This window comes from Paenarthrobacter sp. TYUT067, assembly GCF_023656375.1.
Lineage (GTDB): Bacteria > Actinomycetota > Actinomycetes > Actinomycetales > Micrococcaceae > Arthrobacter.
On the sequence record NZ_JAMOIT010000006.1, the window covers coordinates 95652 to 118716 of the forward strand.

The following is a 23065-nucleotide window of genomic DNA, read 5'->3' on the forward strand; positions in this document are numbered from 1 at the left end:
GCTTACTTGACCCGGCGTACCAAGACATCCGGGAAGGCTTTGTGGATTGCCACGGCGATGATCACGGCCAGGACGTTCTTAATGATATCGCCGGGGACGAAAGGGAGGTCTGCGAGGAAGGCCTTGGTGAAATCCAACTTGGCATTGACCATCATGCCCAGGACGCCGAGGGCGTGAATAACCACGATGCTGCTCACCATGGTCGCTGCGAAGAGCCACAGTGAACGGAACTTGACTGTCCTGCGGATGACCACCGATGTTAGGTAACCGGTCGCGGCTGCCGCCAGCGGGAACGCGATGATGTAACCGGCGGAGGGCGTGGCGAGGATACCCAAACCGCTGCGCCCGCCGCTGAAGATCGGCAGACCGGCGAAGCCGAGCAACACGTAAAGCCCGACGGCGGCGAAACCACGCCCGGCTCCGAGCACCAGTCCACTGAGCATCACCGTCAACGTCACCAAAGTGATGGGAACGCCAAGAGCGCCTACCGGAATGCCCGGGACAATTGCCGAGGCCGCTACGAGGGCGGCGAAAACTGCGATGAGGCCCAAGTCTGTGGCCGTCCAGCGTTTTCGGGAGGACGCGGTTCGCTGCAGTGTAGCAGCGGAAGTGGAAGAGTTGGTCTGGCTCATGACGGTCCTATCGGGTGTAATGCGATGCGATGAATGTTCTTGTTTCCCCTGTTGTCGAGAGTACGGAGGGAACGGAATCGGGATTTTGGAGTCTTTCCACAACACTGACCCGGAATTCTTTGGCCGTCAGCACAGTTTCCTCTTGGGAGGACCGATGTCAGACAGCGGCCTAGGTACCGGTAGACTTGAACAGGCTGTTCTCACGGCCGCCCCCGCCGCACTTATCGGACCCACCGGTCCCCGCGAGCGTTCCCCATTGAAAGGCATCACCCGAATTGATTACCGTCCAGGACCTCGAACTCCGCGCCGGCGCACGCCTGCTCATGGACCAGGTCAACTTCAGGGTGGACAAAGGGGACAAGATTGGACTCGTCGGACGTAACGGTGCCGGCAAGACCACACTCACCCGGGTCCTCGCCGGCGAAGGGCTCCCCGCCGGGGGTAAGGTCACCCGCAGCGGTGAGATCGGCTACCTTCCACAGGATCCGCGGACTCCGGACATGGAACAGCTCGCCCGTGACCGCATCCTTTCGGCCCGCGGCCTGGATGTGGTGGTGGGCAAGCTGAAGAAGGCCCACGAGGATATGGCAAGCGATGACGCGGCGGTCCAGCGTAAAGCCATGAATCGCTACGACCGCCTGGAGGCTGAGTTTCTCTCGGGCGGTGGCTACGCAGCGGAAGCTGAAGCTGCTGCGATCTCCTCCAACCTTGCGTTGCCGGATCGCCTCCTCAACCAGCCACTCAAGACCCTTTCCGGTGGCCAGCGCCGCCGTGTGGAGTTGGCGCGCATCCTGTACTCCGATGCGGAGACCCTGCTCCTCGACGAACCCACCAACCACCTTGACGCCGACTCCATCACCTGGCTGCGTGACTTCCTGAAGAACCACCAGGGTGGCTTGATCGTGATCAGTCACGACACCGACCTGCTCGAGGCGACGGTGAACAAGGTCTTCCTCCTGGACGCCAACCGCGCCCAGATCGATTACTACAACATGGACTGGAAGCGCTACTTGCTCCAGCGCGAAACGGATGAACGCGCCCGGAAGCGTGAACGCGCCAACGCCGAAAAGAAGGCGCAGGTCCTGATCGACCAGGCCAACAAGATGCGCGCCAAGGCAACCAAGGCCGTCGCTGCCCAAAACATGGCCAAGCGAGCAGAGCGGCTCCTGAGCGGCTTGGAGGCAGTGCGCGAAAACGACCGCGTGGCAGCTCTGCGGTTCCCGGATCCGTCTCCTTGCGGCAAGACCCCCTTGACTGCGGAGGGATTGAGCAAGTCCTACGGTTCGCTGGAGATTTTCACGGACGTGGACCTGGCAATCGATCGCGGTTCCAAGGTGGTCATCCTTGGACTCAACGGTGCGGGCAAGACCACTCTTCTGCGCATGCTGGCCGGCGTCGATAAGCCTGACACCGGCGACATCATCCCCGGACACGGCCTCAAGGTGGGCTACTACGCCCAGGAGCATGAGACCCTCGACGTCGACCGAACGGTCCTGGAAAACATGCGGTCTTCAGCTCCGGACATGAAGGATGCCGAAGTCCGAGGCATCCTGGGCTCGTTCCTGTTCTCCGGCGACGACGTGGACAAGCCCGCCGGCGTCCTCTCCGGCGGTGAGAAGACACGCCTGGCCCTGGCCACCATTGTTGCCTCCAGCGCCAACGTGCTGCTCCTCGATGAGCCCACCAACAACCTGGACCCGGCCAGCCGCGCAGAGATCCTGGGTGCGCTCAAGAACTACAGTGGCGCCGTCGTCATGGTCAGCCACGACGAAGGTGCCGTGTCAGCGCTGAACCCGGAGCGCGTTGTGCTGCTCCCGGACGGTGTTGAAGACCACTGGAACGAGGACTACCTGGACTTGATCACGCTGGCGTAAGCCCTGGTTGCGTTCGGCTGCGCGCGTGTTGCGTCCGCTGCGTCGCGTCTGGTTGCGTTCCGCTGCGCGGCGTGCTCGATCTGCCGCGTGCTCGCTCGTTCCTCGCTTAGACGCACGCTACGCAGATCAACCTCGTCGCTTCGCTCGCGGTGGGGTCACCCCCGCAGGCTGATGCAGCTAGCGGACCCGGAGTTCTTCAGCGTCGGTGATGCGCGCTAGTTCTTCGTAGCTGATGGAGAACATGGAGTTGTGGTCTCCGGCTCCTGCCCAGAGAAGTGGGTGTTCTTGGAGCGAGGTGTCCAGGATGGTGCGGAGTTTCCTGGGGTGGCCTACGGGCGCTACTCCGCCTACTTCCTGGCCTGTGTGTTCCAGCACGAAGTCGGGTTTTGCGCGGCGGATTTTGCCGGCCCCCAGCTTCTCCGCCACAAGCCCCGTGTCCACCTTCGCCGCACCGCTTGCGAGGATGAGCAGCGGCTCGCCATCAAGTTCGAAGACCAGGCTGTTGGTGATTGCCGTGACTTCACATTCCAACACAGCAGCAGCGGCGGCAGCTGTAGGGACCTTTTCCTCGAATGTCCGGACGGTGTCCTCGGCGCCGGCGGCAGTCAAAGCGGACCGGACATTGAGCACCGGATCGTGAACCGGATCAGTAGCCCTGAGCATCAAGGATGGCGTCTTCCTCTTCTTCGGACGTGGGTCGCTTGTTTTTCCGGGGAGCGGGGGCACGCTTCCTGGGCGTGCCACCCGCGGCCATGATCTGCTCGTCCTCTTCGTCTTCGGCATCAATGGCGGCGTTCCGGGCCTGTTGCCGTGCAGCGTATCCAAAGCCGATGAACATCAGGACGCCGAAGGCGAACCATTGCAGTGAGTAGGAGAGGTGCGTCCCTTCCTCAGTGGCCGGCTTGGGGAAAGGCGTGGGCATCGGCCGCACTGCAGGAGATTCACTGGCCAACTGCCCGTAAGCACCTGTTGCGATTGGATAAGGGAGTTCCTCGGCAAAGCTTGCGAGGTCAATCGAAGCCAGCTGACCGTCAACCGCGCCACGATCCAGCTTGGGTTCGGCAGGCTTGAGACGGGCCACCACAGTTACTTCACCAGTGGGTGGAGCAGGGATCACGTCAGGCCGGCCTGGTGTGTTGTTGCCGATGGGTAGCCAGCCGCGGTCGATCACGACTGCTTCGCCTGTAGTCAGCCGGAATGGAACCACGACGTCGTAGCCTGGCTGGCCGTTAAGCGGCCGGTTGCGCACAACCCGCTGCCCGTCGAGGTCATAACTGCCCCGTAGCTCAACCTGCGTCCATTCCCGTTCAGGGTCCAGGGAGTCGAACTCGTCCTTGATCTGGGCGTAGGGGATGGGGGTGGCCGAGTAGTTACTCACCACCCGATTGATTTCTGCCAACGTCTCAGCCCGGCGGTCCATCTGCCATCGCCCCAGGAAGACACAGGCTGTGGCGAAAATAACAGCCAGCACGAAGTACCCCAGCCACTTGCTGGAGAAGAGAAAACGGTACATTCAGCCAGCCTCATTCGCTGTTGCTTCACTGGCCTTGAACGGCAGTGTTTCCTTCCAGAGGCCACGCGTCTGCAGGTAATCCTCCAGCCAGTCCCGGTGTTCGCCGCACGAAAGCCACACCTTACGGCGATCCGGCGTGTGAATGCGCGGGTTGTTCCACAGGAGCTGCCACTCTGCGCCGGCGCGGCAACCTTTGCGGGAGCACGTTGCCGTAGCCGTGGCGCGTCCGGACTCCCCGCTGGCCGCACCCGGGCCGCCGAGGTTGAAGATATTCATGAAGCCGCCCGTTCGTCGCCGGACTGTCCGGCATCGCTTGAATGGCCCGTGGCCGGGCCTCCTGATGTGCCAGGTGTTTCGTCATCCACCAGTTCACCTTGGAGCACGGTTGGGGCGTCCACGGGAGCTTCTTCAGGCTCGGGGGAACGTTCCAATTCAGGGACGGCGACGTAGTCCAACAAGGACTCGCTATGGTCCTCGGCCTTGTCATTGCCATTGGCTATGACTACCGCAATCCACGGCAGGAAGACGGCGCCCACAATGGCAATGATCTTGAACCAGCCATCGACCACAAAAATGAGGATGATACAGACCATGCGAATACCCATGGCTACCGCGTACTTGACCATGCGATCACGCATGTCTTCGGAGTGGGCAGCAGCGGCGTCTGTGATGCTGTGGACTTCGGGGGCACCGGAAAAAGCGTCCGGTTCCCCGGGCACTTGCTGCAGGGGACTGTTTTCTCGTGTCACAACTGAATCATCACGCTCCAAAGGCCTTCATCAATTCTCTCACCAAGGACGTACTCGCCCAAACCACACTGATGACCGGTTACCCGCCGGTTGCAGCGCCCGCCAGATAGGATCAACTCAGAAAATCCCTCTCTCATAGCGGCCTGGCAAATGCCGCGGAACCTGGAGCAAACCCATGTCTGAAGCAGTAACCACCGGCCGCAGCGTCCTGATCACCGGCGGCAACCGGGGCATCGGCCTCGCCATTGCCAAATCTTTCCTTGCCAATGGAGACAAGGTGGCTGTCACCTACCGCAGTGAATCAGAATTGCCTGAGGGCATCCTGGGGGTGAAGGCCGACGTCACGGACGAGGCGTCGATTGACGCTGCGTTCAAGATTGTCGAAGAGGCGCATGGCCCTGTGGAGGTACTGGTTGCCAACGCGGGCATTACCAAGGACACGCTGCTGCTGCGCATGAGCGAGGACGACTTTACGTCAGTCCTGGACACCAATCTCACCGGCGCCTTCCGTGTCATCAAGCGGGCCTCCAAAGGCATGATCCGGTTGCGGAAAGGCCGCGTTGTCCTCATCTCGTCGGTTTCCGGTCTCTATGGCGCCCCCGGCCAGATCAACTACTCCGCTTCCAAGGCAGGCATGGTGGGCATTGCACGCTCGCTGACGCGCGAACTCGGCAGCCGCGGCATTACGGCCAACGTTGTTGCACCCGGGTTCATCAACACAGATATGACTGCTGAATTGCCGGAGGAAACGCAGAAGTCCTATTTGGCCAACGTTCCCGCCGGACGCTTCGCTGAAGCTTCCGAGGTAGCAAACGTGGTGCGCTGGGTTGCCAGTGACGAGGCCGCGTACATCTCCGGAGCCGTGATTCCTGTGGATGGCGGCCTGGGGATGGGCCACTAGGCAACTAGCCCGCACATAAGTTTTTGTTCGAGGGCAACAACGGATTTCTCCCGTGCCGCTGGCATGATGGAACCCGAGCCCACCGAATTTGGATGAAGTGAACAAAAGGAGCACGAATGGGAATGCTGGATAACAAGACCGCGATCGTCACAGGGTCCTCCCGCGGAATTGGCGCCGAAGTTGCCAAGATCCTCGCAGGTGAGGGCGCCGCCGTCGTGGTCAACTACCGCCAGAAGGCGCCTCGCGCCAACAAGGTAGTGGCCGGGATCCAGGCTGCAGGTGGACGTGCAGCCGCCGTCGGCGCAGACCTCACTACCGATGAAGGAGTTCACGCACTGGCCAGCACCGCGATGGAAGAGTTCGGCTCCCTCGATATCCTGGTCCTCAATGCCTCCGGCGGTATGGAATCCGGCATGGAGGAGGGGTACGCACTCAAGCTGAACCGCGATGCCCAGGTCAACATGCTCAATGCGGCTGTTCCCCTCATGCCCGAGGGATCTCGCGTGGTATTCGTCACCAGCCACCAGGCGCACTTTGTGGAGACCGTGCCCACTATGCCCGAGTATGAGCCTGTGGCAAAGAGCAAGCGCGCCGGTGAGGATGCCCTGCGCGCCCTCCTGCCCAACCTTGCGGACAAGGGCATCTCACTGGTGGTTGTGTCCGGCGATATGATCGAGGGCACCGTGACTGCCACGTTGCTTGATCGCTCCAACCCGGGCGCTATCGAAGCGCGCCGCGCGGAAGCCGGCAAGCTCTACTCCGTGGAGGAGTTCGCAGCCGAGGTGGCAAAGATGGTGACCGCCGACGTCGAATCCGGCCACACTGAATATGTGGGCGGCGCCGACTACTTCGACAAAACGTCAGAGTAGCTTTCGCACACCACTCCAGCAGAGGCCCGGGACATGTGTCCCGGGCCTCTGCTGCTTAAACACGCCTTGGCGTGTGAACAATAACGATTCCAACAATTATTTTGATTTTCGCGTCACGAAATGCGCTTTATTGTTTTACGGCAATCGCTTTGCAATATGGGATTTGATCTGATTGACTCTCAAAGGCGCCCTCGCCCTTGGTTATCAACGGGCCGCACAACCCCGGGTTGGGAGTTTAGATACGCTCAGCAACCTCATGCAGCATGTGGAAGCTACTCGGTTGACTCACAGGGCGATTATTGTCCCCTTGCATTAGGAGCTTTCGTTGGACCTGTTATTGCACGCCGATAATATTCATGCATCATACGATCAGCGGCGAATCCTCAAAGGCGTTGCACTTTCGGTACGACGAGGCGAGATCCTGGGTTTGATCGGAACCAACGGTGCGGGAAAAACCACGCTGATGGGTGTACTGGCCGGCTTGCATCAACACGACGCCGGGCTGATGACGCTGGCGGGAGAAAAGTATGGGCCGGAATCCCTTGATGAAGCGCAAGCCTGCGGAGTCGGCCTCATCCCGCAGAACTTCAGGATCGACCCCCAGCTAACCATCGCACAAGCCATCTTTCGCGGTACGTTCCAGGCAGACAGGCCCCACGAGGAACTCCGTGAGCAAGCAAGCCAGCTGATCGGTGACATCGGCGTCAGCCTGGATCCGGACACCAAAGCTGGATCCCTCATCCGTGCTGAGCAAGCCCTGGTGGAAGTCCTGAGGATGGTCGCCGAAGAAGCCCAGCTCGTCATCATGGACGAGGTTGCTGCATCGCTTCCGGACCATGACGTCGCCGTGCTCCATCAGGTTCTGCGCATGCTCGTCCGGCAAGGACGGGCCATCATTTACATCACCCATCGCCTGGACGAGGTCCGATCCATTGCCCACCGCATAGCCATACTCAGGGAAGGCCGGGTGCACAAAATCCTGGAGGCCAGCCATACCGACGTCGACGAACTGGCCTTCCTGTTGCTTCAGCACGAACTGGAAGGCAGCGCCAGGCCCAGCGACCCCGCCGAGGTTGATGAGGTCCTGCGGGTAGTGTCCCTCAGCGTGGGGGACAGGGTTCGGGACATTACCTTCAGTGTGGGCAGGGGCGAGATTCTTGGCTTGGCAGGAACGCATCGTTCCGGCGTCTACGAGTTGGTCGAAGCGCTGGCGGGTGTCCGCCCCGGCACCTCAGGCCACCTGCTCATGCATGGACAAGCAGTGCAGATACGGTCGGTCGAGGATGCCATGCGGTTGAAGATCGGATACTTGTCCGATGCCCTCGACGCTGACCAGGCCACGGGAACCATAGTGGCAGGCCTTCAGCGAGGCGTGGAAGGGGGAGAAACGAGCCTTCGGGATGAGATCACGCAGCTTCGTGGGGTTGCGGAAGTCATTCAACGCATGCGCATCAGCACCACCAACATCCACGGAAACATCAGTACGCTTTCGGGCGGCGACCGCCAGAAAGTGCAGCTTGCCAAGTGGATGACCACAGGCTGCGACCTCTTGATCCTTAGCCATCCGAGCCGCGGAATCGACATCGGCGCCAAGGAAGCGGTCTACCAGATGCTCAACGAGCTCAGCCAAACAGGCGTGGCCATTATTCTCCTGTCCTCGGACCTGTCCGAACTGATCAGCTGGTGCCACCGGGTGGGTGTCATGCGAGACGGCGAACTCGTGACCATCGAGGCCAATGCCAACACCAACGAAGATGTGCTGGTGCACCATATGTTGGGCGTGAAATTTGAATCAGGCAGCAGCGAGGCCCGGCGCGCGAGAATTTGACGCGTTGGATCCCTGCCACGGCAATAGGGGCGGTGACGCATGATGCGCCACCGCCCCTAGTGACTTTCCTCGAAAGATCAGATGGTGATGTCCTTGGCGAGGTTTTTGAGCTTGTGCCGGGCAAGCGCCAGGTTCGCATAGGTCCTGTCAAGCACAAGGTAGACGAACAGCCCCTTGGAGCCGCTCGAGTTCAGTACGTTGATGAGGTGGTACTGCGTTCCCAAGGTAATAAGAATGTCTTCGATGTCGCTGTCAAGGCTTAGGTCGGCCATGGTACGCAACTTGGCGCTCACCACGTTGGAGTTGCCGGCTGCAGCAACTCCGAGGTCAAAGCCGGGGCTTCCGCCCTGGGCCAAGGCCATGCCGCTGGAGTAGTCCACCACGGCAGCACCAGTTGATCCTTCGATGGCCAGCAGTTGCTTTATGGCTTCGTCCAGTGTGCTCATATCCGGTAGTTCCTGTTCTATTGAGTAATCGGGAGTTTCTGTGAAGTCGACAAACCGGCTTGCGTCGTCGTCATCAAGATCCAAGTGGAGGATCTCAAGCAAGGGTGACAAGGGACCTTCCGCGCCATCTTGTTCATGGGCGTTGGATTGGTAGCCTTCGCCGCGTTTCCACCATTTCCATGTGCGCTCTGAACGGCCCACTTCCTACCCTCGAATTTCGTCATTCCGGTCAACCGCTGATAATGCGGAGATATTGATAAGAATCTCCACTTTACACAATTAAGGGGCATCGGAGACTGAAATACGCCCTCGGCTACCATCGAGGGTATTCCGTCACCAGAAAGAATGACAATTGTATAAATTGTTTCTGTTTCTGCGTCACGAAATTGGTTTTACTGTTTCAGATCGGGTCTTTACGTTTTGAGCGTCGATAACGGGCACGCAGATACGTCAAAGCACCGGCGGGATAACCGCGCCGGTGCTTTGCGAGGGGACTGGAGAGGGGCTCGGGGAAAATGCGCCCCTGCAATCACACGTTGGCTATGTGCCGCACGGCGTCCAAATACGGCATGGTGATCACGGCGTCTGCCACCGCGCGAACAGCAGGTTTGGCATTGAAAGCAACTCCAATGCCGGCAGCACTGAGCATGTCAAGGTCATTGGCACCGTCGCCCACTGCGATGGTGTGCTCAAGGCTGATGCCCTCAGCAGCCGCCCACTCGCGCAAGTACTTTTCCTTGGCGGCCCGATCGATCACCGCGCCCAGCACCTTACCGGTCAACGCGCCGTCGACGATTTCAAGCTCGTTGGCGATCCAATGGTCCAAGCCGAGCTCATCAGCGATCGGACCCAGGATCTGGTTGAATCCTCCGGACACCACCGCCACCACGTGGCCCGCCTTCTTGAAAGCCGCCACAAGTTCTGCAGCACCAAGGCTGAGGCGCACCTCTTGGCGAACAGAATCGACGACGGCGGCAGGCAGGCCTGCGAGGACGGCAACGCGGGCGTGGAGGCTCTGGGCAAAGTCCAACTCGCCGCGCATTGCGGCTTCGGTGACGGCAGCGACTTCCTCGCGTTTGCCAGCGTGCGCTGCCAGCAGTTCAATGACCTCTTGCTGGATCAGCGTGGAATCAACATCCATGATCAAGAGCTTTCGGGCGGCTTGGCGCAACGATTCAGGCACGATGGCAGTATCCACCCCTGCTTCTGCGGCCTCTGCCACCAGCCGACGCATGGTGCGCAGTTCCACATCCGTGTCCCCGCCCACCAAGAGAGCGGCCGTGTGCACTCCAAAGCGCTCGTCTCCACCCTGTGATTCCGATGACACTGCCGCGCCGGCATCGGCCAGCGTCTTCCGCACATTGTCGAGGGATTCGGGGGACAAGTTCACGCCATAGCTGACTGCAGCCAAGTTCGAAGTCATGGCCCCAATCCTACTGAGGGCGTTGCACGCGCCCGAATTCGTTTCGCCACACAGAGCCTGCTTCACTGCCGGTTATCAGTCATATGTATTTTTGTCCTAGTGTCTACTGCTATGAGTGATGTTCTGGAATTGGCTTCCGTCAGCGTTGTCCGAGGCAAGAAGACCCTGCTGGACAAGGTTGACTGGCAGGTCAACGAAGGCGAACGCTGGGTCATCCTGGGACCCAATGGAGCCGGCAAGACCACCCTCCTCCAGATTGCTGCCGCCCGCCTGCACCCAAGCAGCGGCAAGGCCGGAATCCTTGACGAAACCCTGGGCCGCGTGGACGTCTTTGAACTGCGACCCCGGATCGGACTTTCCTCCGCCGCTCTTGCCACCCAGATTCCCGAACACGAGAACGTTCTCAACGTTGTGGTGACCGCTGCCTACGGAGTTACCGGCCGCTGGCGCGAGGGCTATGAGCGCGACGACGAACGCCGCGCCTTTGCCCTGCTCAACGACTGGGGGATGGGTCCTCTCCTGAACCGGACGTTCGCCACCCTGTCCGAGGGTGAGCGCAAACGTGTCCAGATTGCCCGCGCACTGATGACGGACCCCGAACTGCTTCTGCTGGACGAGCCCGCAGCCGGCCTTGATCTCGGGGGACGCGAAGAACTGGTCCACAAGTTGGGCGAACTCGCCAGTGACGAAGCAGCTCCGGCCATGGTCCTTGTCACCCACCACCTTGAGGAAGTGCCGCCAGGGTTCACTCACGCCATGCTGCTGCGCGAAGGCGGAGTGGTCGCTGCTGGGCCCATCAAGGAAGTACTCACCGACGAGCACCTCAGCAACACCTTCGGCCTGGCCTTGGATGTTTCGGAGAACGCCGGCCGCTACACGGCTACTGCCCGGCGCTAGAGGAGTTCTGTAACTTACTGTGGAGATTGTTAGCAGCATCCTGGTCTTTTTCGCGGGCTTGTGGGCCGGCACCATCAATGCCGTCGTCGGCTCCGGCACCCTTGTTACATTCCCCGTTCTCATCGCCATTGGCACAGCGCCAGTGGTTGCCTCCATGAGCAACGCCATGGGCCTGGTGGCGGGGACTGCCGCCGGCGCTTGGGGCTACCGGCGCGAACTCGCCGGCCGCGGTCGGCAATTGATGAAACTCTTGCCGGCCTCGTTGCTGGGCGGCATTACCGGTGCCTGGCTGCTGCTCCACCTCCCGGAGAAGGTGTTCCACTACGTAGCCCCAGTGCTGCTGATACTGGCTTTGCTGATGGTGGTCTTCCAGCCCAAGCTGCAGTCCTGGGTGAAGAACAGGGAACAAAACCCCGAGCATGCCATCCGCGATCGAAATCACGACGTCCTTTTAGTGGTCCTCGTGTACCTGGCAGGCGTATACGGAGGTTACTTCGTGGCAGCACAGGGAATCTTGCTGGTGGGGATTCTGGGGGTCTTCCTCTCCGGCACCATGCAAAACGCGAATGCCATGAAGAACATCCTGGTGCTGGGCGTCAACATGGTTGCCGCCGTTTCCTACCTGATTTTTGCGTTCGACCGTATTGAGTGGTTGTTCGTCCTCATCATCGCCGTAAGCTCCACCATTGGCGGCTTGATCGGTTCAAAGGTAGGCCGAAAGCTGTCCCCGAAGGTCCTGCGGGCCGTGATCTTCGTCCTCGGCATCGTGGCACTGGGCTTCATGATCGCCAACCTGCTGAAGTGACCGCACCTTGACGTTCCACTACCTTGAGTCGGCCGAGGATCCCCGCGTCAGCGACTACACAACGCTGACCGATGTTCATCTTCGGAAGCTCCGGGAGCCCCAGGAAGGCATGTACATCGCCGAATCCTCCAAGGTCCTCCGCAGGGCACTGGCCGCAGGCCATCAGCCACGCTCCTTTTTCCTGGCGGAGAAGTGGCTTGAGGACCTGGACGATGTTTTCCAGGCGTATCCCGACGTTCCGGTTTTCATTGGCAAAGCTGCACTATTGGAAGAGATCACCGGCTTCCACCTGCACCGCGGAGCGATGGCTGCAATGCACCGGCCAGCCCCCGTTCCGCTGGCGCAGCTCCTTAGCAACGCCCAACGCGTGGCTGTGCTGGAGGACATCGTGGACCACACCAACGTTGGCGCCATCTTCCGCTCAGCTGCGGCGCTGGGTGTGGACGCCGTGCTGGTATCACCCAGGTGCGGGGACCCCTTATACAGGCGCAGCGTTCGGGTCAGCATGGGAACGGTCTTCCAAATACCGTGGGCGCGCTTGGAAAGCTGGCCTGAGAGCTTGGCAGGCCTGCAGGAGCAAGGCTTCACGGTGGCCGCCATGGAGCTGACCGATGATGCGTTGACCCTGGACGAACTCGCCGCCAGAGACTACCCGAAACTCGCCTTGGTGCTGGGGACCGAAGGTGCCGGCATGAGTGAGGAGACGCTGGCCGCCGTCGACCTCACCGTGAAGATTCCCATGCGCGCAGGTGTGGACTCACTCAATGTCGCAGCCGCCTCGGCAGTGGCGTTCTGGGAGCTTCGTCCGCAGCACTGAGTCCGGTTCGTCTGGCATGGGCGTTTCCGCTATGATTGGTTGTTGGCCCGCCCGCTGGAATGTTCGCATTGCAGCCACGGACCACCTCCATTCATACCTGGCAGCTGGCAAAATCCAGTTGCGTGAACAAAAGGTCCCATTATGAAGTCTGATATCCACCCGAAGTACGAAGCTGTTGTCTTTAACGACCTGGCCTCCGGTACTCAGTTCCTGACCAAGTCCACCGTGTCTTCCTCGAAGACCATCGAGTGGGAAGACGGAAACACCTACCCGGTTATCGACGTCGAAATCTCTTCGGAGTCCCACCCGTTCTACACGGGCAAGCAGCGCATCATGGACTCCGCTGGCCGCGTCGAGCGCTTCAACGCTCGTTTCAAGGGCTTCGGCGGCTCGAAGTAACCCACTTCACCCCAAGGCTTTCAAGGCCCGCATTGCTGGACTTCCGGCAATGCGGGCTTTTGCGTTTTCCGGCAAGATGGAAACCATGACTTCCCACCCGGCCCACGAACAGCCCACCCACGACGACGGCACGCGCCTCCACGGCGAATACAAAGTACCGGGCGGCAAACTCGTAGTAGTTGACCTGGTGGTGGTTGATGGACGGTTTACCAATGTTTCGCTGAGCGGCGATTTTTTCCTGGAGCCCGATGAAGCCCTTGAGGACATCAACCGCGCGCTGACCGGACTTCCTGAAGACTCAACAGCGGCGGACATCGCCGCGGCCGTCACGGGCGGCCTCCCCGAAAACACCGTCATGTTCGGTTTCTCCGCCGAAGCGGTGGCGGTAGCAGTCCGTCGCGCACTGTCCAAGGCCACAGGCTGGGCGGACCACCAGTGGGAAGTCATCCCGCCGTCAGTCCTGCCCACTCAGGTGAACGTCGCGCTGGATGAGGTGCTCACGGCAGAGGTGGGAGCCGGTCGACGCAATCCCACGTTGCGGTTCTGGGACTGGGAAGAACCATCCGTGGTGATCGGCAGCTTCCAGTCGGTGCGGAACGAGGTGGATCCGGACGGGGTCATGCGGCATGGTATCTCCGTGGTGCGTCGCATCAGTGGTGGAGGTGCCATGTTCATGGAGGCCGGAAACTGCATCACCTATTCGCTGTACCTGCCGCAGACGCTGGTGGACGGCATCAGCTTTGCTGACTCCTACGCATTCCTCGATGCCTGGGTCATGGCAGCCTTGGAAAAACTGGGCATTACTGCCTTCTACGTGCCCTTGAATGACATCGCCACCGATCAAGGCAAGATCGGTGGTGCCGCACAGAAAAGGCTCGCTAACGGCGGCATGCTCCATCACGTCACCATGAGCTACGACATCGACGCCGACAAGATGGTAGAGGTCTTGCGCATCGGCAAGGAAAAGCTCTCGGACAAAGGAACCCGGAGCGCCAAGAAGCGCGTGGACCCCCTGCGTCGCCAGTCAGGTCTCGCACGGTCGGCAATCATTGAGGCGATGCAGGATGTCTTCATCGAACGCTACGGTGCCGTTGAATCACGGCTCACCGAGAGTGAACTCGACGAAGCCAGGCAGCGTGTGAATGAGAAGTTTGGCACTGAGGAATGGCTGAACCGGGTTCCCTAGGCGTTCCCCACAACCGGCTTGAGCGGTCACCCAGCCGCTTGTGCGGTCAACGCTCTCAGCAAGTGGCTCCGTTGCTCGATGATGATGCGCCGCAGGGCACGGGGAGCACCTGGGTGCTCATGAAGCCAACGGTCCGTCCTCAGCAGGACCGGATGCTCGGCAGGCCGCATGCCTTCGGTGAGATTTTGGGCTCCGGGAAAGAGTCCACGGACAATCCGGCCCGCGATTTCAATACTCCGTTCGGACCACACTCGTTCAAGGCACTCGAAGTAGGGCTCGATGTAGCGTTCAGGAAGCTCTCCGGGAGCAGTGACGAACCCCGCTATGGTGGCGCTGAGGATCTCGTTGGAAAGACCGGTGCTGTTGACGATGGAATCCCAGGCTGCGGCCTTAACTGAGGCCTCCGGACGGGCGGCCGAGGCCAGAGCATAGCCCTCCTTGCCCGATGCTGTGGTATCAGCGTCAAGCTCCCGGTCCAACTCCGCGAGGGTCGCCTGCCCATGGGCTGCCAACGCCTGCCACAGGCTCCAGCGCAGTTCAGCGTCCACGGCCAGGCCTTCCACCACGGTGGTGCCGTCCAGTATTCCCCGCACCAGGGGGAGCTGGCTGTCACCGTGCCTGGAAACGTCAGCCACGGTCCTGGCCCAGGCAAGTTGCTGGTCAGAGCCGGGAACAGCAGCCATCAACTGCTCAGCGGCTACTCCCAGAAAATCCTTCCGCACGCCCTCGCGCGTGGCCGCGGGGACGTAGCGCTCGATGGCACTGGCAGCGTTGCCCAGCACGTTGAGCAGGACACCTATACCCGTTTCCGAAGGCGCGAACTGCTCGACGGCGGTCACGTAACGGGCCGCCGGTGTGACGCCATCCCTGGCCGAATCCCAAAGCGCAGTCCAGCAGAGAGCACGTGCCATAGGATCCGAAATCCTGTTCAGTGATGTCCTTACCGTGTGTTCGGATCGGCTGTCCAGCCGGACCTTGACGTAACTGAGGTCGTCATCGTTGACCAGGAGCAGCGCTGGCCGGCGCCTTCCCTGCAATTCCGTCACCAGTGAGCTGGGTCCTGCAACGTCTACGTCGATGCTTTCGGTCCTTACCAAGGCACCCGTTGAGTCGGCGTCATACAGGCCCAGCCGCATACGGTGCGGACGGAGTTCCTGGTGACCGGTGAGGGGATCGATGGCGTCCTGCCGGAGCGTTACCGCACCGAGTATCCCGTCGTCTTCCACAATCTCGGCCGAAATAGTGGAGATGCCGGATGTCTGCAGCCACTGCCGGGCCCATCCGGCCAGATCCCGTCCCGAGGCCGCGCTGAGGGCCGCCAGGAGATCCTGGAGGGAAGTGTTCCCGAAGGCGTGGTCCCTGAAGTACTGACGGGATCCTGCAATGAAGGCATCAAAGCCAACATAGGCAACCAGCTGCTTCAACACCGACGCACCCTTGGCATAGGTGATCCCGTCAAAGTTCTGTTTGGCGGCTTCAAGGTCCGGAATATCCGCCACGATCGGGTGCGTGGTGGGCAATTGGTCCTGCACATAGGCCCAGGCTTTGCGCTTGCTGGCGAAGTTCACCCATGCCGTGTCCCAATCCGTGGCACGGTCCACCCCCAGTGTCCCCATGTAGTCGGCGAACGACTCTTTGAGCCAGAGGTCATCCCACCAACTCATAGTCACCAGGTCTCCGAACCACATGTGGGCCATCTCATGCATGAGGGTATTGGCACGGGCCTGGTACTGGGCGTCGGTGGCCCGTGAGGCGTACACGTATTTTTCAGTGAATGTCACGAGCCCGGGGTTTTCCATGGCGCCGAGGTTGTATTCGGGCACGAACGCTTGATCGTACTTGCCCCAAGGGTAGGGGTAGGCGAAAAGGTCGTTGAAGAAGGCCAGACCGTTCTTGGTCAACCCGAACAGGTGATCGGCATCGAAGGAGTCGGCCAACGAAGCCCGGCAGTAAAGTGCCAGTGGCACGTCCAGGCGAGTGCCGTCGTCGAGCGTTGTTCCCCAGTGGTCCGTGGCCTTGAAGTAGGGGCCGGCAAGGACCGTGGTGATGTAGGTGGACATTCGCTTGGTAGCGGCAAAATCCCACCGCGCGGCAGTCGGCTGGCCCTGAACCGGCGTGCGGGCCACCTCAACTCCGTTGGAAGCGACTTCCCAGCCGATTGGAGCGATCACGTGGAAGGTGAACTCGGCTTTGAGGTCCGGTTGTTCGAAATTGGCGAACACGCGGCGACTGTCCGCCGGTTCGTACTGCGTGTAGAGGTAGCACTGGCCATCCGCAGGATCCACGAAGCGGTGCATTCCCTCGCCTGAGCGGCTGTACAGCGCCGTCCCTGTCACCGTCACGGTATTCTCGGCAGCGAGGCCTTCCAGGATGATCCTGTGGCGGTCCACCACTGACCGCAGGTCAAGCGTCAGGCCGTTCAGCACTACGGATTCGATGCCGCCGCTGATGAAATCCATGAAGGTGGCGGAGCCGGGTTCGGCTGAGAAAGTGACCGTGCTGATGCTCGGGTAACCGGCGACGGCGGGATCTGCCGCGTCGCGGACATCGAGGGTGACGTCGTAGCTGTGGGTGGTGATCAGGGCTGAACGGGTTGCGGCTTCATCGCGCGAGAGATTGTGATTCGACACACAGCTATCTAATCATGATCCACGCGGCCCCCAGGCCCAGCGATGCGATGAGCAGCCAAGAGCCCAGCGCCACCAGAACGGCGCGCCCTCCCGTATGAATCAGGGTGCGTACACGCACCGCCGAACCCAGCCCGAACAGGGCAGTCGCCAGGAGGATGTCCTGGACAGCGGCCGCCATTTCCAGACCGGTCTGCGGCACCCAGCCCAGTGAGCGCAGTGCCACCATGGCGAGGAACCCGACCACAAACAGAGGAACAATCGGCGGGAACCGCCCGTCGATACCACCAGCCCCATCGCTTGTGCTGATAGCACGCTTCCTTACATGGATGATTCGTTGGTGCACCCCGGCGGCAGCCGCAACCGGGGCCAGTAGGACCACACGCGTCAATTTGACGACGACGGCGATCGCCAGCGCCGATGTACCTGCAGTTTGCGCAGTGGCAACTACTTGGCCGACGTCATGCACCGAGGCGCCTGTCCACGCTCCGAACTGTTCAGGGTTCAGGCCCAAGGGGTGCATGAGCAGCGGCAAAACACCGATGGCGAGGGTACCGCAGAGGGTTACCAGTGCCACGGGGAGCACCGTGTCTTGATGTTTGATGCGTCGCACAGCTGCCATGGCGCCGATCGCGGATGCGCCGCAGATGGAGAAGCCGGTGGCAATGAGCAGGGCAGCTTCCCCGGGCAGACGCAGCAGACGCGCCAGCCCATAGGTTCCCGCAAAGCTCACCAGGACAACCCCGGCGATCAGCAGCAACGACAGCCACCCCAGGCCGATGACGTCGCCGATGCTGACCTTGAGGCCCAAGAGCACAATTCCGGCACGCATAAGGTGCTTTCCCGCGAAGTCCAGGCCTGGCCGGGCGCGCCCCGCGGCCAGGATAGCCGTGCCCGGTATATTTGCTGAAAGCAGTCCCAAGGCAACGGCTAGCGTCATCGCCGGGACAGCCGGAAAGACGCTGTGGATCGCGAAGGCAAGACCCGTGGCGGCGATGCTCAGGACCAAGCCTGGCCCCAGCCGGGACAAGCGGGGCGCGGGACTGTTGAAGGGCATGCCTCAACCCTGCCGGATGGGGGCACGGAAGGCGAACCGGGAGCACCCGGAAACGGCGACACAACCAGCGCGAAATGCGCTCGACTCAAAAAGGTGATTACCTGAATCCCATGTCTGACCTATTCCAGGATTACTCCGAGGCTGCTTCCCGCACTGGCGCCTATGACGAGATGTTTGCCCAAGGCCACGTTGCCAGAAGATCCTACGGTCAGGTTTCCGGGGCTCTCCGCGAGCTCTCCCTGGCCGATGTCACCGCCCGTGCCGACTCCATGGCGCGCACCTTCCTGGACCGTGGCGTGACATTCGACTACGCGGGGGAGGAACGGCCGTTTCCCCTGGATATTGTCCCGCGCGTCATTCCCGCCGATGAGTGGGATGTGCTGGAGAGAGGCGTAGCCCAACGCGTCAAGGCACTTGAGGCCTTCCTCAATGACGTTTACGGACGAATGGCCGTTGTCACCGACGGCGTGATTCCCCGGCAGCTGGTGACCACCAGCGCGCACTTTCACCGCGCGGTGCACGGCTTCGAACCGTCAGGTGGCGTCCGGGTCCATGTCTCAGGGATCGACGTCGTGAGGGATGCTGCCGGAACTTTCCGCGTCCTTGAAGACAACGTCCGCGTACCTTCGGGCGTCAGCTATGTCCTGGAGAACCGGCGCGCCATGGCCAAGGGTTTGCCCGAGGCTTTCGGCCAACAGCACATCAGGCCTGTGGAGGAGTACCCCAGGCGGCTCCTCTCCGCACTGCGCAAGACCGCTCCCGCAGGCGTGGACGACCCCACCGTGGTTGTCCTGACACCGGGCGTCTTCAACAGCGCCTACTTCGAGCACACCCTCCTTGCAGGGCTCATGGGCGTCGAGCTCGTTGAAGGCAGGGACCTCATTTGCCGCGGCAACCGTGTCTACATGCGCACCACAGCCGGTGAGCAGCGCGTGGACGTGATCTATAAGCGCATCGATGACGACTTCCTGGACCCGTTGCAGTTCCGCTCGGATTCCATGCTCGGTTGCCCGGGCCTGGTCAACGCCGCACGGGCCGGAGGGGTGACTATTGCCAACGCTGTAGGCAACGGGGTGGCGGACGACAAGCTCGTGTACAGTTACGTCCCTGACTTGATCCGGTACTACCTTCACGAAGAGCCGATCATCGCCAACGTTGACACTTTCCGGCTTGAGGAAAAGGAAGCCAGGGAGCATGTTCTGGACCGCCTCGACGAACTGGTGGTCAAACCTGTGGACGGTTCCGGTGGTAAAGGCCTGGTCATCGGACCGGATGCAACGAAGGACGAGCTTGACGCTTTGCGCAAGCGCGTCATTGCCGATCCCCGCGGTTGGATCGCCCAGCCTGTCCTGCAGCTCTCCACAGTACCGACGCTCTCCGGCGACAAGTTCGGGCCGCGGCATGTGGACCTGCGTCCTTTCGCAGTCAACGACGGCGACGACGTCTGGGTCCTGCCCGGAGGCCTCACCCGGGTGGCGCTCAAAGAAGGCTCTTTGATAGTGAACTCCAGCCAGGGTGGCGGTTCCAAAGACACCTGGGTTTTGGCTGACTCGCCGCAGTTGCCGGCCGAGATTATTCCCCGCCAATCCGTCACCATACGTGAGCAGGTATCCGTGTGGCCGGTGGAAAGCAATTGGCGGGACCGCCAAACGGAGCAGCAGCAGTGAACGCGCTCCACCAACACTTGAACTTCGATCTGCACCACGCGAAGGAGGCAGTTCCATGCTGAGCCGCATTGCTGAGTCACTCTTCTGGATCGGACGCTATGTTGAGCGTGCCGACGGTACTTCCAGGATTTTGGATGTACACCTTGAGCGTTTGAACCACCTGCCCCTTGAGGAACAGAGAAGCGTCGCGCGGGAGCTCCTTGCCGTGATGGGTGCCAAGCCGCAAGGGGAAGAGTTCGGCCTCCCCGAGCTCCTCCATGCGCTGGCCTATGACAAGCACAGCGCATCCTCCATAGCGGGTTCTTTGGGCGCAGCCCGTGAGAATGCACGCCGGGCCCGCGAGACTGTCTCACAGTCCCTTTGGGAAAGCCTCAACACCACTTATTACGGCCTCAATCAGCATCGCAAGGACGTTGTAGGAACCTACCGCTTCTGCAACTGGGTTTTGGAGCGCACCGCCATGGTCCGCGGGCTCGCGGACACCACGGTCAGCCACGATGAGAGCTGGTTGTTCATGGTGCTCGGCCGCTCACTGGAACGCGCCGATATGACGGCCCGCATGTTGTCCACGCGCGATGTCCAATCCGCTGGGATGTCATGGGTCAACATGCTCCGGTGTGCGGGAGCGTATGAGTCGTTCATCCGGACCCGCAGGGCTGCATTCGGGGACCAGCACGCGGCAGAGTTCCTGCTCCTGGACCGATTGTTCCCGCGTTCGATTGTGTATGCCTTGCGTGATGCCGATGATTGCCTGGCCAAGTTGGATCCTTCGGCGCAGCGCGTCGGGTTCATCAACGATGCCCGACGGATCGTGGGCCAGGCCCGCACCTTCCTGGAGTTCCACCGCACGGACGATCTCATGTCCGAACTGCCCGAGCACATGGAACGTGTGCAGAAGGCAGTGACGCAAGCGTCGGACGCAATTTCCCGTAAGTACTTCAATCAGGCTGACGAGCACGCCTGGGTGGGAGAAGTTTCATGACCCGGCTGAGCATCGTTCACAAAACCGCCTACAAGTACAACCGACGCGTGACCTTGTCCTATAACGAGGCCCGCATGACCCCGCTGACCGACGGTCAACAAGTGGTCCTGGAGGCGTCGCTGAAAGTTTCACCCCATCAGGCATCCGTCAGCACCTACCGTGACTATTGGGGAACGCGTGTCACCGCGTTCGATATGCAAATGCCGCACGAAAGTCTTGAAGTCCTCGCTACAGCCACTGTTGAGGTGCACCGCACGGAACGGGTGGCAACCGAGGATGACATCGTGGGATGGGACGTCATAGCCTCGGAGAAGGTCCAGGACGAGTTCAGCGACTGGCTGCCTCAGTCCCGTCTTAGCGGGCCAGGCGAGGAAGTCCTGGGGATCATTCCCGACGTTGTGCGGGGAAAGAACCCCCATGAGGCCGCTCTCGCAGTGTTCGCGTGGATGGCCGGTGAGATGACGTATATGAAGGGCACTACCGGCGTCACCACGAATGCCGAACAGGCATGGTCCCAACGCCAGGGCGTGTGCCAGGACCTGGCACACCTGGCGATCGGTGCCTTACGCTGCAGCGGCATTCCGGCGCGGTACGTCTCCGGCTATATCCACCCCCGGTCCTCGGCGGACATCGGCGAAACCGTAGCCGGCCAATCACACGCCTGGCTGGAATGGTGGGATGGAGAATGGCGCAGTTGGGACCCCACCAACCACAAGCCTGCAGGGGATTACCACGTCACAGTGGCACGCGGCCGTGACTACCGGGACGTTCCGCCCTTGAAGGGCATCTTGTCAGGGGGAGGCGGTTCGGGACTCTCGGTATCCGTGGAGATTACCCGCCTCGCCTAGGAGTTTATGTACAGACAAGGCCCTTAAGAGTCGCTCTTAAGGGCCTTGTCTGTACTCAAAATTTAACGTCTTTCTACCAAGGAGACGGCTTGTAGTCCTTGAGGAAGACCCCGTACTGGTCCTCGCCCTTTTCACCCATCACGATGGGATCGTAGACACGCGCAGCACCGTCCACCAGGTCCAAAGGAGCATGGAACCCTTCCTCCATGAGCCGGACCTTCGTGTAGTGCGGCCGTTCGTCAGTGATCCATCCGGTATCTACCGCGGTCATGAGGATGCCATCGGAATCCAGCATTTCCTGTGCGCTGGTCCGGGTCATCATGTTCAACGCAGCCTTTGCCATGTTGGTGTGAGGGTGTCCCGGGCCCTTGTAAGCGCGGGAGAACTGGCCCTCCATGGCAGAGACGTTAACGATGTACTTCCTGTGGGCTGTGGACCGTTTCATGGCGTCCCTGAGACGGCTGACCAGCAGGAAGGGCGCCGTAACGTTGCACAACTGGACCTCGAGCATCTCCAAGGGATCCACCTCGTCCACCACCTGGGTCCAGCTGTTGATGGCGGCGAGGTCCGGAACCAGGCCGCCGGCGTCGATCGCTGTTCCCGATTCAATGCGTTCCAGTGATGCTGATCCCGTGGAGAGCGCCAGAGAGGTGATCGCATCGCCGGCCAGGACCGGGTGTTCGGTGACGCTGCTGGCGAGGGCAAGCGGGTGCTTGTCATGTGCGTGCCCGAAGGTCACCAGCTCGGGCCCGCCGTTGGCAACTTCAAGCGCCGCCGGCAAGGGCTCGTCTTCTGCATCGACCAAGGGCTTGTACGCATTGCCCGAGCGTCGCACGGTCTGAGCTGCATTGTTGATGATAACGTCCAGCGGGCCGGCTTCATTAAGAGAGTCGGTCAAAGCCATCACTTGTGCCGGGTCACGGAGGTCGATGCCCACAATCCGGAGCCGGTGCAACCATTCGCCGCTGTCTTCCATGGCAGCGAATCGACGCGCAGCGTCCTTGGGAAAGCGGGTGGTGATGGTGGTGTGGGCGCCGTCCCTGAGCAGGCGCAAGGCAATGTACATGCCGATCTTGGCGCGCCCGCCGGTCAACAATGCGCGCCGTCCCGTGAGATCAGTGCGGGCATCGCGCTTGCTGTGGCTGAAAGCCGCGCATTCGGGGCAAAGCTGGTGGTAGAACGCGTCAACCTGCGTGTAGTGCTTTTTGCAGATGTAGCAGGGGCGGGAGCGAATGAGGTGCCCTGCAATTTCCCCGGTGGTGGAAGGGGCCAGCTTGTTTCCGCGGGTTTCGTCGTCGATGCGGTCCGGGGCTGCGGTAGCAGTGAGGGCAATGACAGCCCTGTCTGCTTCCGCGATGGAGTCGCGCTTGGTGACGCGCCGGTGCCGTTTGACGGCTTTGAACATCTTGCCGGTGGCACGGCGGACAGCAACGTAGTCCGGGTGCTCTTCGTCGTAGACGTGGATCGTGGTCAGAACCTTGAGGCAGGCCTGGATCTCTTCAGGCGTCAGATCGGTGGAGCTCATTGACCTGATTTTACAGCCTT

22 protein-coding genes are annotated in these 23065 nt (G+C 61.0%); 12 read left to right on the top strand and 10 right to left on the bottom strand.

The genetic code is table 11. From position 1 onward, the window contains the following. Positions 1–2: 2 nt before the first annotated feature. Positions 3–632, bottom strand: coding sequence for a biotin transporter BioY (locus MOD31_RS07200; protein WP_142939215.1), 630 nt, complete (start codon positions 630–632; stop codon positions 3–5). A 275-nt stretch (positions 633–907) separates the two neighbouring features. Here MOD31_RS07200 and MOD31_RS07205 point away from each other — a divergent pair, with 275 nt between their 5' ends. Continuing rightward, positions 908–2506 carry an ABC-F family ATP-binding cassette domain-containing protein gene (locus MOD31_RS07205; RefSeq protein ID WP_062068715.1) on the top strand — a complete coding sequence of 533 codons (1599 nt, stop codon included), beginning with the start codon at positions 908–910 and terminating at the stop codon, positions 2504–2506. A gap of 177 nt (positions 2507–2683) precedes the next feature. On the opposite strand, the gene MOD31_RS07210 is transcribed toward MOD31_RS07205, so the two are convergent. The 4 genes from MOD31_RS07210 to MOD31_RS07225 are packed head-to-tail and all read right to left on the bottom strand — an operon-like array spanning position 2684 to position 4789. After that, positions 2684–3169, bottom strand: a complete 486-nt coding sequence (locus MOD31_RS07210; protein ID WP_250820196.1) for a YbaK/EbsC family protein — start codon at positions 3167–3169, stop codon at positions 2684–2686. Then, positions 3153–4019 carry an SURF1 family protein gene (locus tag MOD31_RS07215; RefSeq protein WP_142939213.1) on the bottom strand — a complete coding sequence of 289 codons (867 nt, stop codon included), beginning with the start codon at positions 4017–4019 and terminating at the stop codon, positions 3153–3155. Before MOD31_RS07215 ends, MOD31_RS07210 begins: the two co-directional genes overlap by 17 nt. Beyond that, a complete protein-coding gene (locus MOD31_RS07220) occupies positions 4020–4295 on the bottom strand; it encodes a hypothetical protein (RefSeq protein WP_142939212.1) in 276 nt (91 codons plus the stop codon). Further along, positions 4292–4789 (bottom strand): DUF3099 domain-containing protein, encoded by a 498-nt coding sequence (locus MOD31_RS07225; protein ID WP_223940315.1) that lies wholly within the window; start codon positions 4787–4789, stop codon positions 4292–4294. Before MOD31_RS07225 ends, MOD31_RS07220 begins: the two co-directional genes overlap by 4 nt. A 154-nt stretch (positions 4790–4943) precedes the next feature. Here MOD31_RS07225 and MOD31_RS07230 point away from each other — a divergent pair, with 154 nt between their 5' ends. The 3 genes from MOD31_RS07230 (at position 4944) to MOD31_RS07240 (ending at position 8366) form a co-directional block, all read left to right on the top strand. Beyond that, positions 4944–5669, top strand: coding sequence for a beta-ketoacyl-ACP reductase (locus MOD31_RS07230; RefSeq protein WP_142939210.1), 726 nt, complete (start codon positions 4944–4946; stop codon positions 5667–5669). Positions 5670–5785: 116 nt separating this feature from the next. Then, complete coding sequence (locus MOD31_RS07235) at positions 5786–6538, top strand: SDR family oxidoreductase (protein WP_142939209.1); 753 nt, start codon at positions 5786–5788, stop codon at positions 6536–6538. Positions 6539–6863: 325 nt separating this feature from the next. After that, positions 6864–8366: a sugar ABC transporter ATP-binding protein gene (locus tag MOD31_RS07240; RefSeq protein WP_166840745.1), complete on the top strand. Its 1503-nt coding sequence runs from the start codon at positions 6864–6866 to the stop codon at positions 8364–8366. Positions 8367–8443: 77 nt separating this feature from the next. Here the strand turns inward: MOD31_RS07240 and MOD31_RS07245 are convergent, their stop codons facing one another. Continuing rightward, the gene (locus tag MOD31_RS07245; RefSeq protein WP_250820197.1) at positions 8444–8914 is read right to left on the bottom strand and encodes a hypothetical protein; all 471 of its coding nucleotides are present in this window, start codon (positions 8912–8914) and stop codon (positions 8444–8446) included. Positions 8915–9341: 427 nt separating this feature from the next. Beyond that, complete coding sequence (gene serB / locus MOD31_RS07250; protein ID WP_142939208.1) at positions 9342–10235, bottom strand: phosphoserine phosphatase SerB; 894 nt, start codon at positions 10233–10235, stop codon at positions 9342–9344. 111 nt (positions 10236–10346) lie between these two features. On the opposite strand from serB, the gene MOD31_RS07255 reads away from it, so the two are divergent. From MOD31_RS07255 to MOD31_RS07275, 5 genes are all read left to right on the top strand, one after another. Next, positions 10347–11132 carry an ABC transporter ATP-binding protein gene (locus tag MOD31_RS07255; protein WP_062068735.1) on the top strand — a complete coding sequence of 262 codons (786 nt, stop codon included), beginning with the start codon at positions 10347–10349 and terminating at the stop codon, positions 11130–11132. 19 nt (positions 11133–11151) lie between these two features. Further along, positions 11152–11937: a sulfite exporter TauE/SafE family protein gene (locus tag MOD31_RS07260; RefSeq protein ID WP_250820198.1), complete on the top strand. Its 786-nt coding sequence runs from the start codon at positions 11152–11154 to the stop codon at positions 11935–11937. Between the two features lie 7 nt (positions 11938–11944). Beyond that, positions 11945–12754, top strand: coding sequence for an RNA methyltransferase (locus tag MOD31_RS07265; RefSeq protein WP_250820199.1), 810 nt, complete (start codon positions 11945–11947; stop codon positions 12752–12754). 141 nt (positions 12755–12895) lie between these two features. Further along, positions 12896–13153, top strand: a complete 258-nt coding sequence (locus tag MOD31_RS07270) for a type B 50S ribosomal protein L31 (protein WP_142939204.1) — start codon at positions 12896–12898, stop codon at positions 13151–13153. Between the two features lie 76 nt (positions 13154–13229). Further along, positions 13230–14339 (top strand): biotin/lipoate A/B protein ligase family protein, encoded by a 1110-nt coding sequence (locus MOD31_RS07275; protein ID WP_374206981.1) that lies wholly within the window; start codon positions 13230–13232, stop codon positions 14337–14339. A gap of 26 nt (positions 14340–14365) precedes the next feature. On the opposite strand, the gene pepN is transcribed toward MOD31_RS07275, so the two are convergent. Next, on the bottom strand, positions 14366–16969 hold the full coding sequence (gene pepN, locus MOD31_RS07280; RefSeq protein WP_250820201.1) for an aminopeptidase N: 2604 nt from the start codon (positions 16967–16969) through the stop codon (positions 14366–14368). A gap of 4 nt (positions 16970–16973) precedes the next feature. Next, a complete protein-coding gene (locus MOD31_RS07285; protein ID WP_250820202.1) occupies positions 16974–18023 on the bottom strand; it encodes a YeiH family protein in 1050 nt (349 codons plus the stop codon). A gap of 110 nt (positions 18024–18133) precedes the next feature. Between MOD31_RS07285 and MOD31_RS07290 the strand changes: the two genes are divergently transcribed. The 3 genes from MOD31_RS07290 to MOD31_RS07300 are packed head-to-tail and all read left to right on the top strand — an operon-like array spanning position 18134 to position 21520. Further along, positions 18134–19690, top strand: coding sequence for a circularly permuted type 2 ATP-grasp protein (locus MOD31_RS07290; protein WP_142939200.1), 1557 nt, complete (start codon positions 18134–18136; stop codon positions 19688–19690). A 55-nt stretch (positions 19691–19745) separates the two neighbouring features. Further along, on the top strand, positions 19746–20672 hold the full coding sequence (locus tag MOD31_RS07295; RefSeq protein WP_142939199.1) for an alpha-E domain-containing protein: 927 nt from the start codon (positions 19746–19748) through the stop codon (positions 20670–20672). Next, entirely contained in the window at positions 20669–21520 is an 852-nt protein-coding gene (locus tag MOD31_RS07300; RefSeq protein ID WP_142939198.1) for a transglutaminase family protein, read from the top strand. Before MOD31_RS07295 ends, MOD31_RS07300 begins: the two co-directional genes overlap by 4 nt. A gap of 73 nt (positions 21521–21593) precedes the next feature. Here MOD31_RS07300 and MOD31_RS07305 read toward each other — a convergent pair whose 3' ends face one another. After that, positions 21594–23045, bottom strand: coding sequence for an SDR family NAD(P)-dependent oxidoreductase (locus MOD31_RS07305; RefSeq protein ID WP_250820203.1), 1452 nt, complete (start codon positions 23043–23045; stop codon positions 21594–21596). Positions 23046–23065 lie beyond the last annotated feature (20 nt).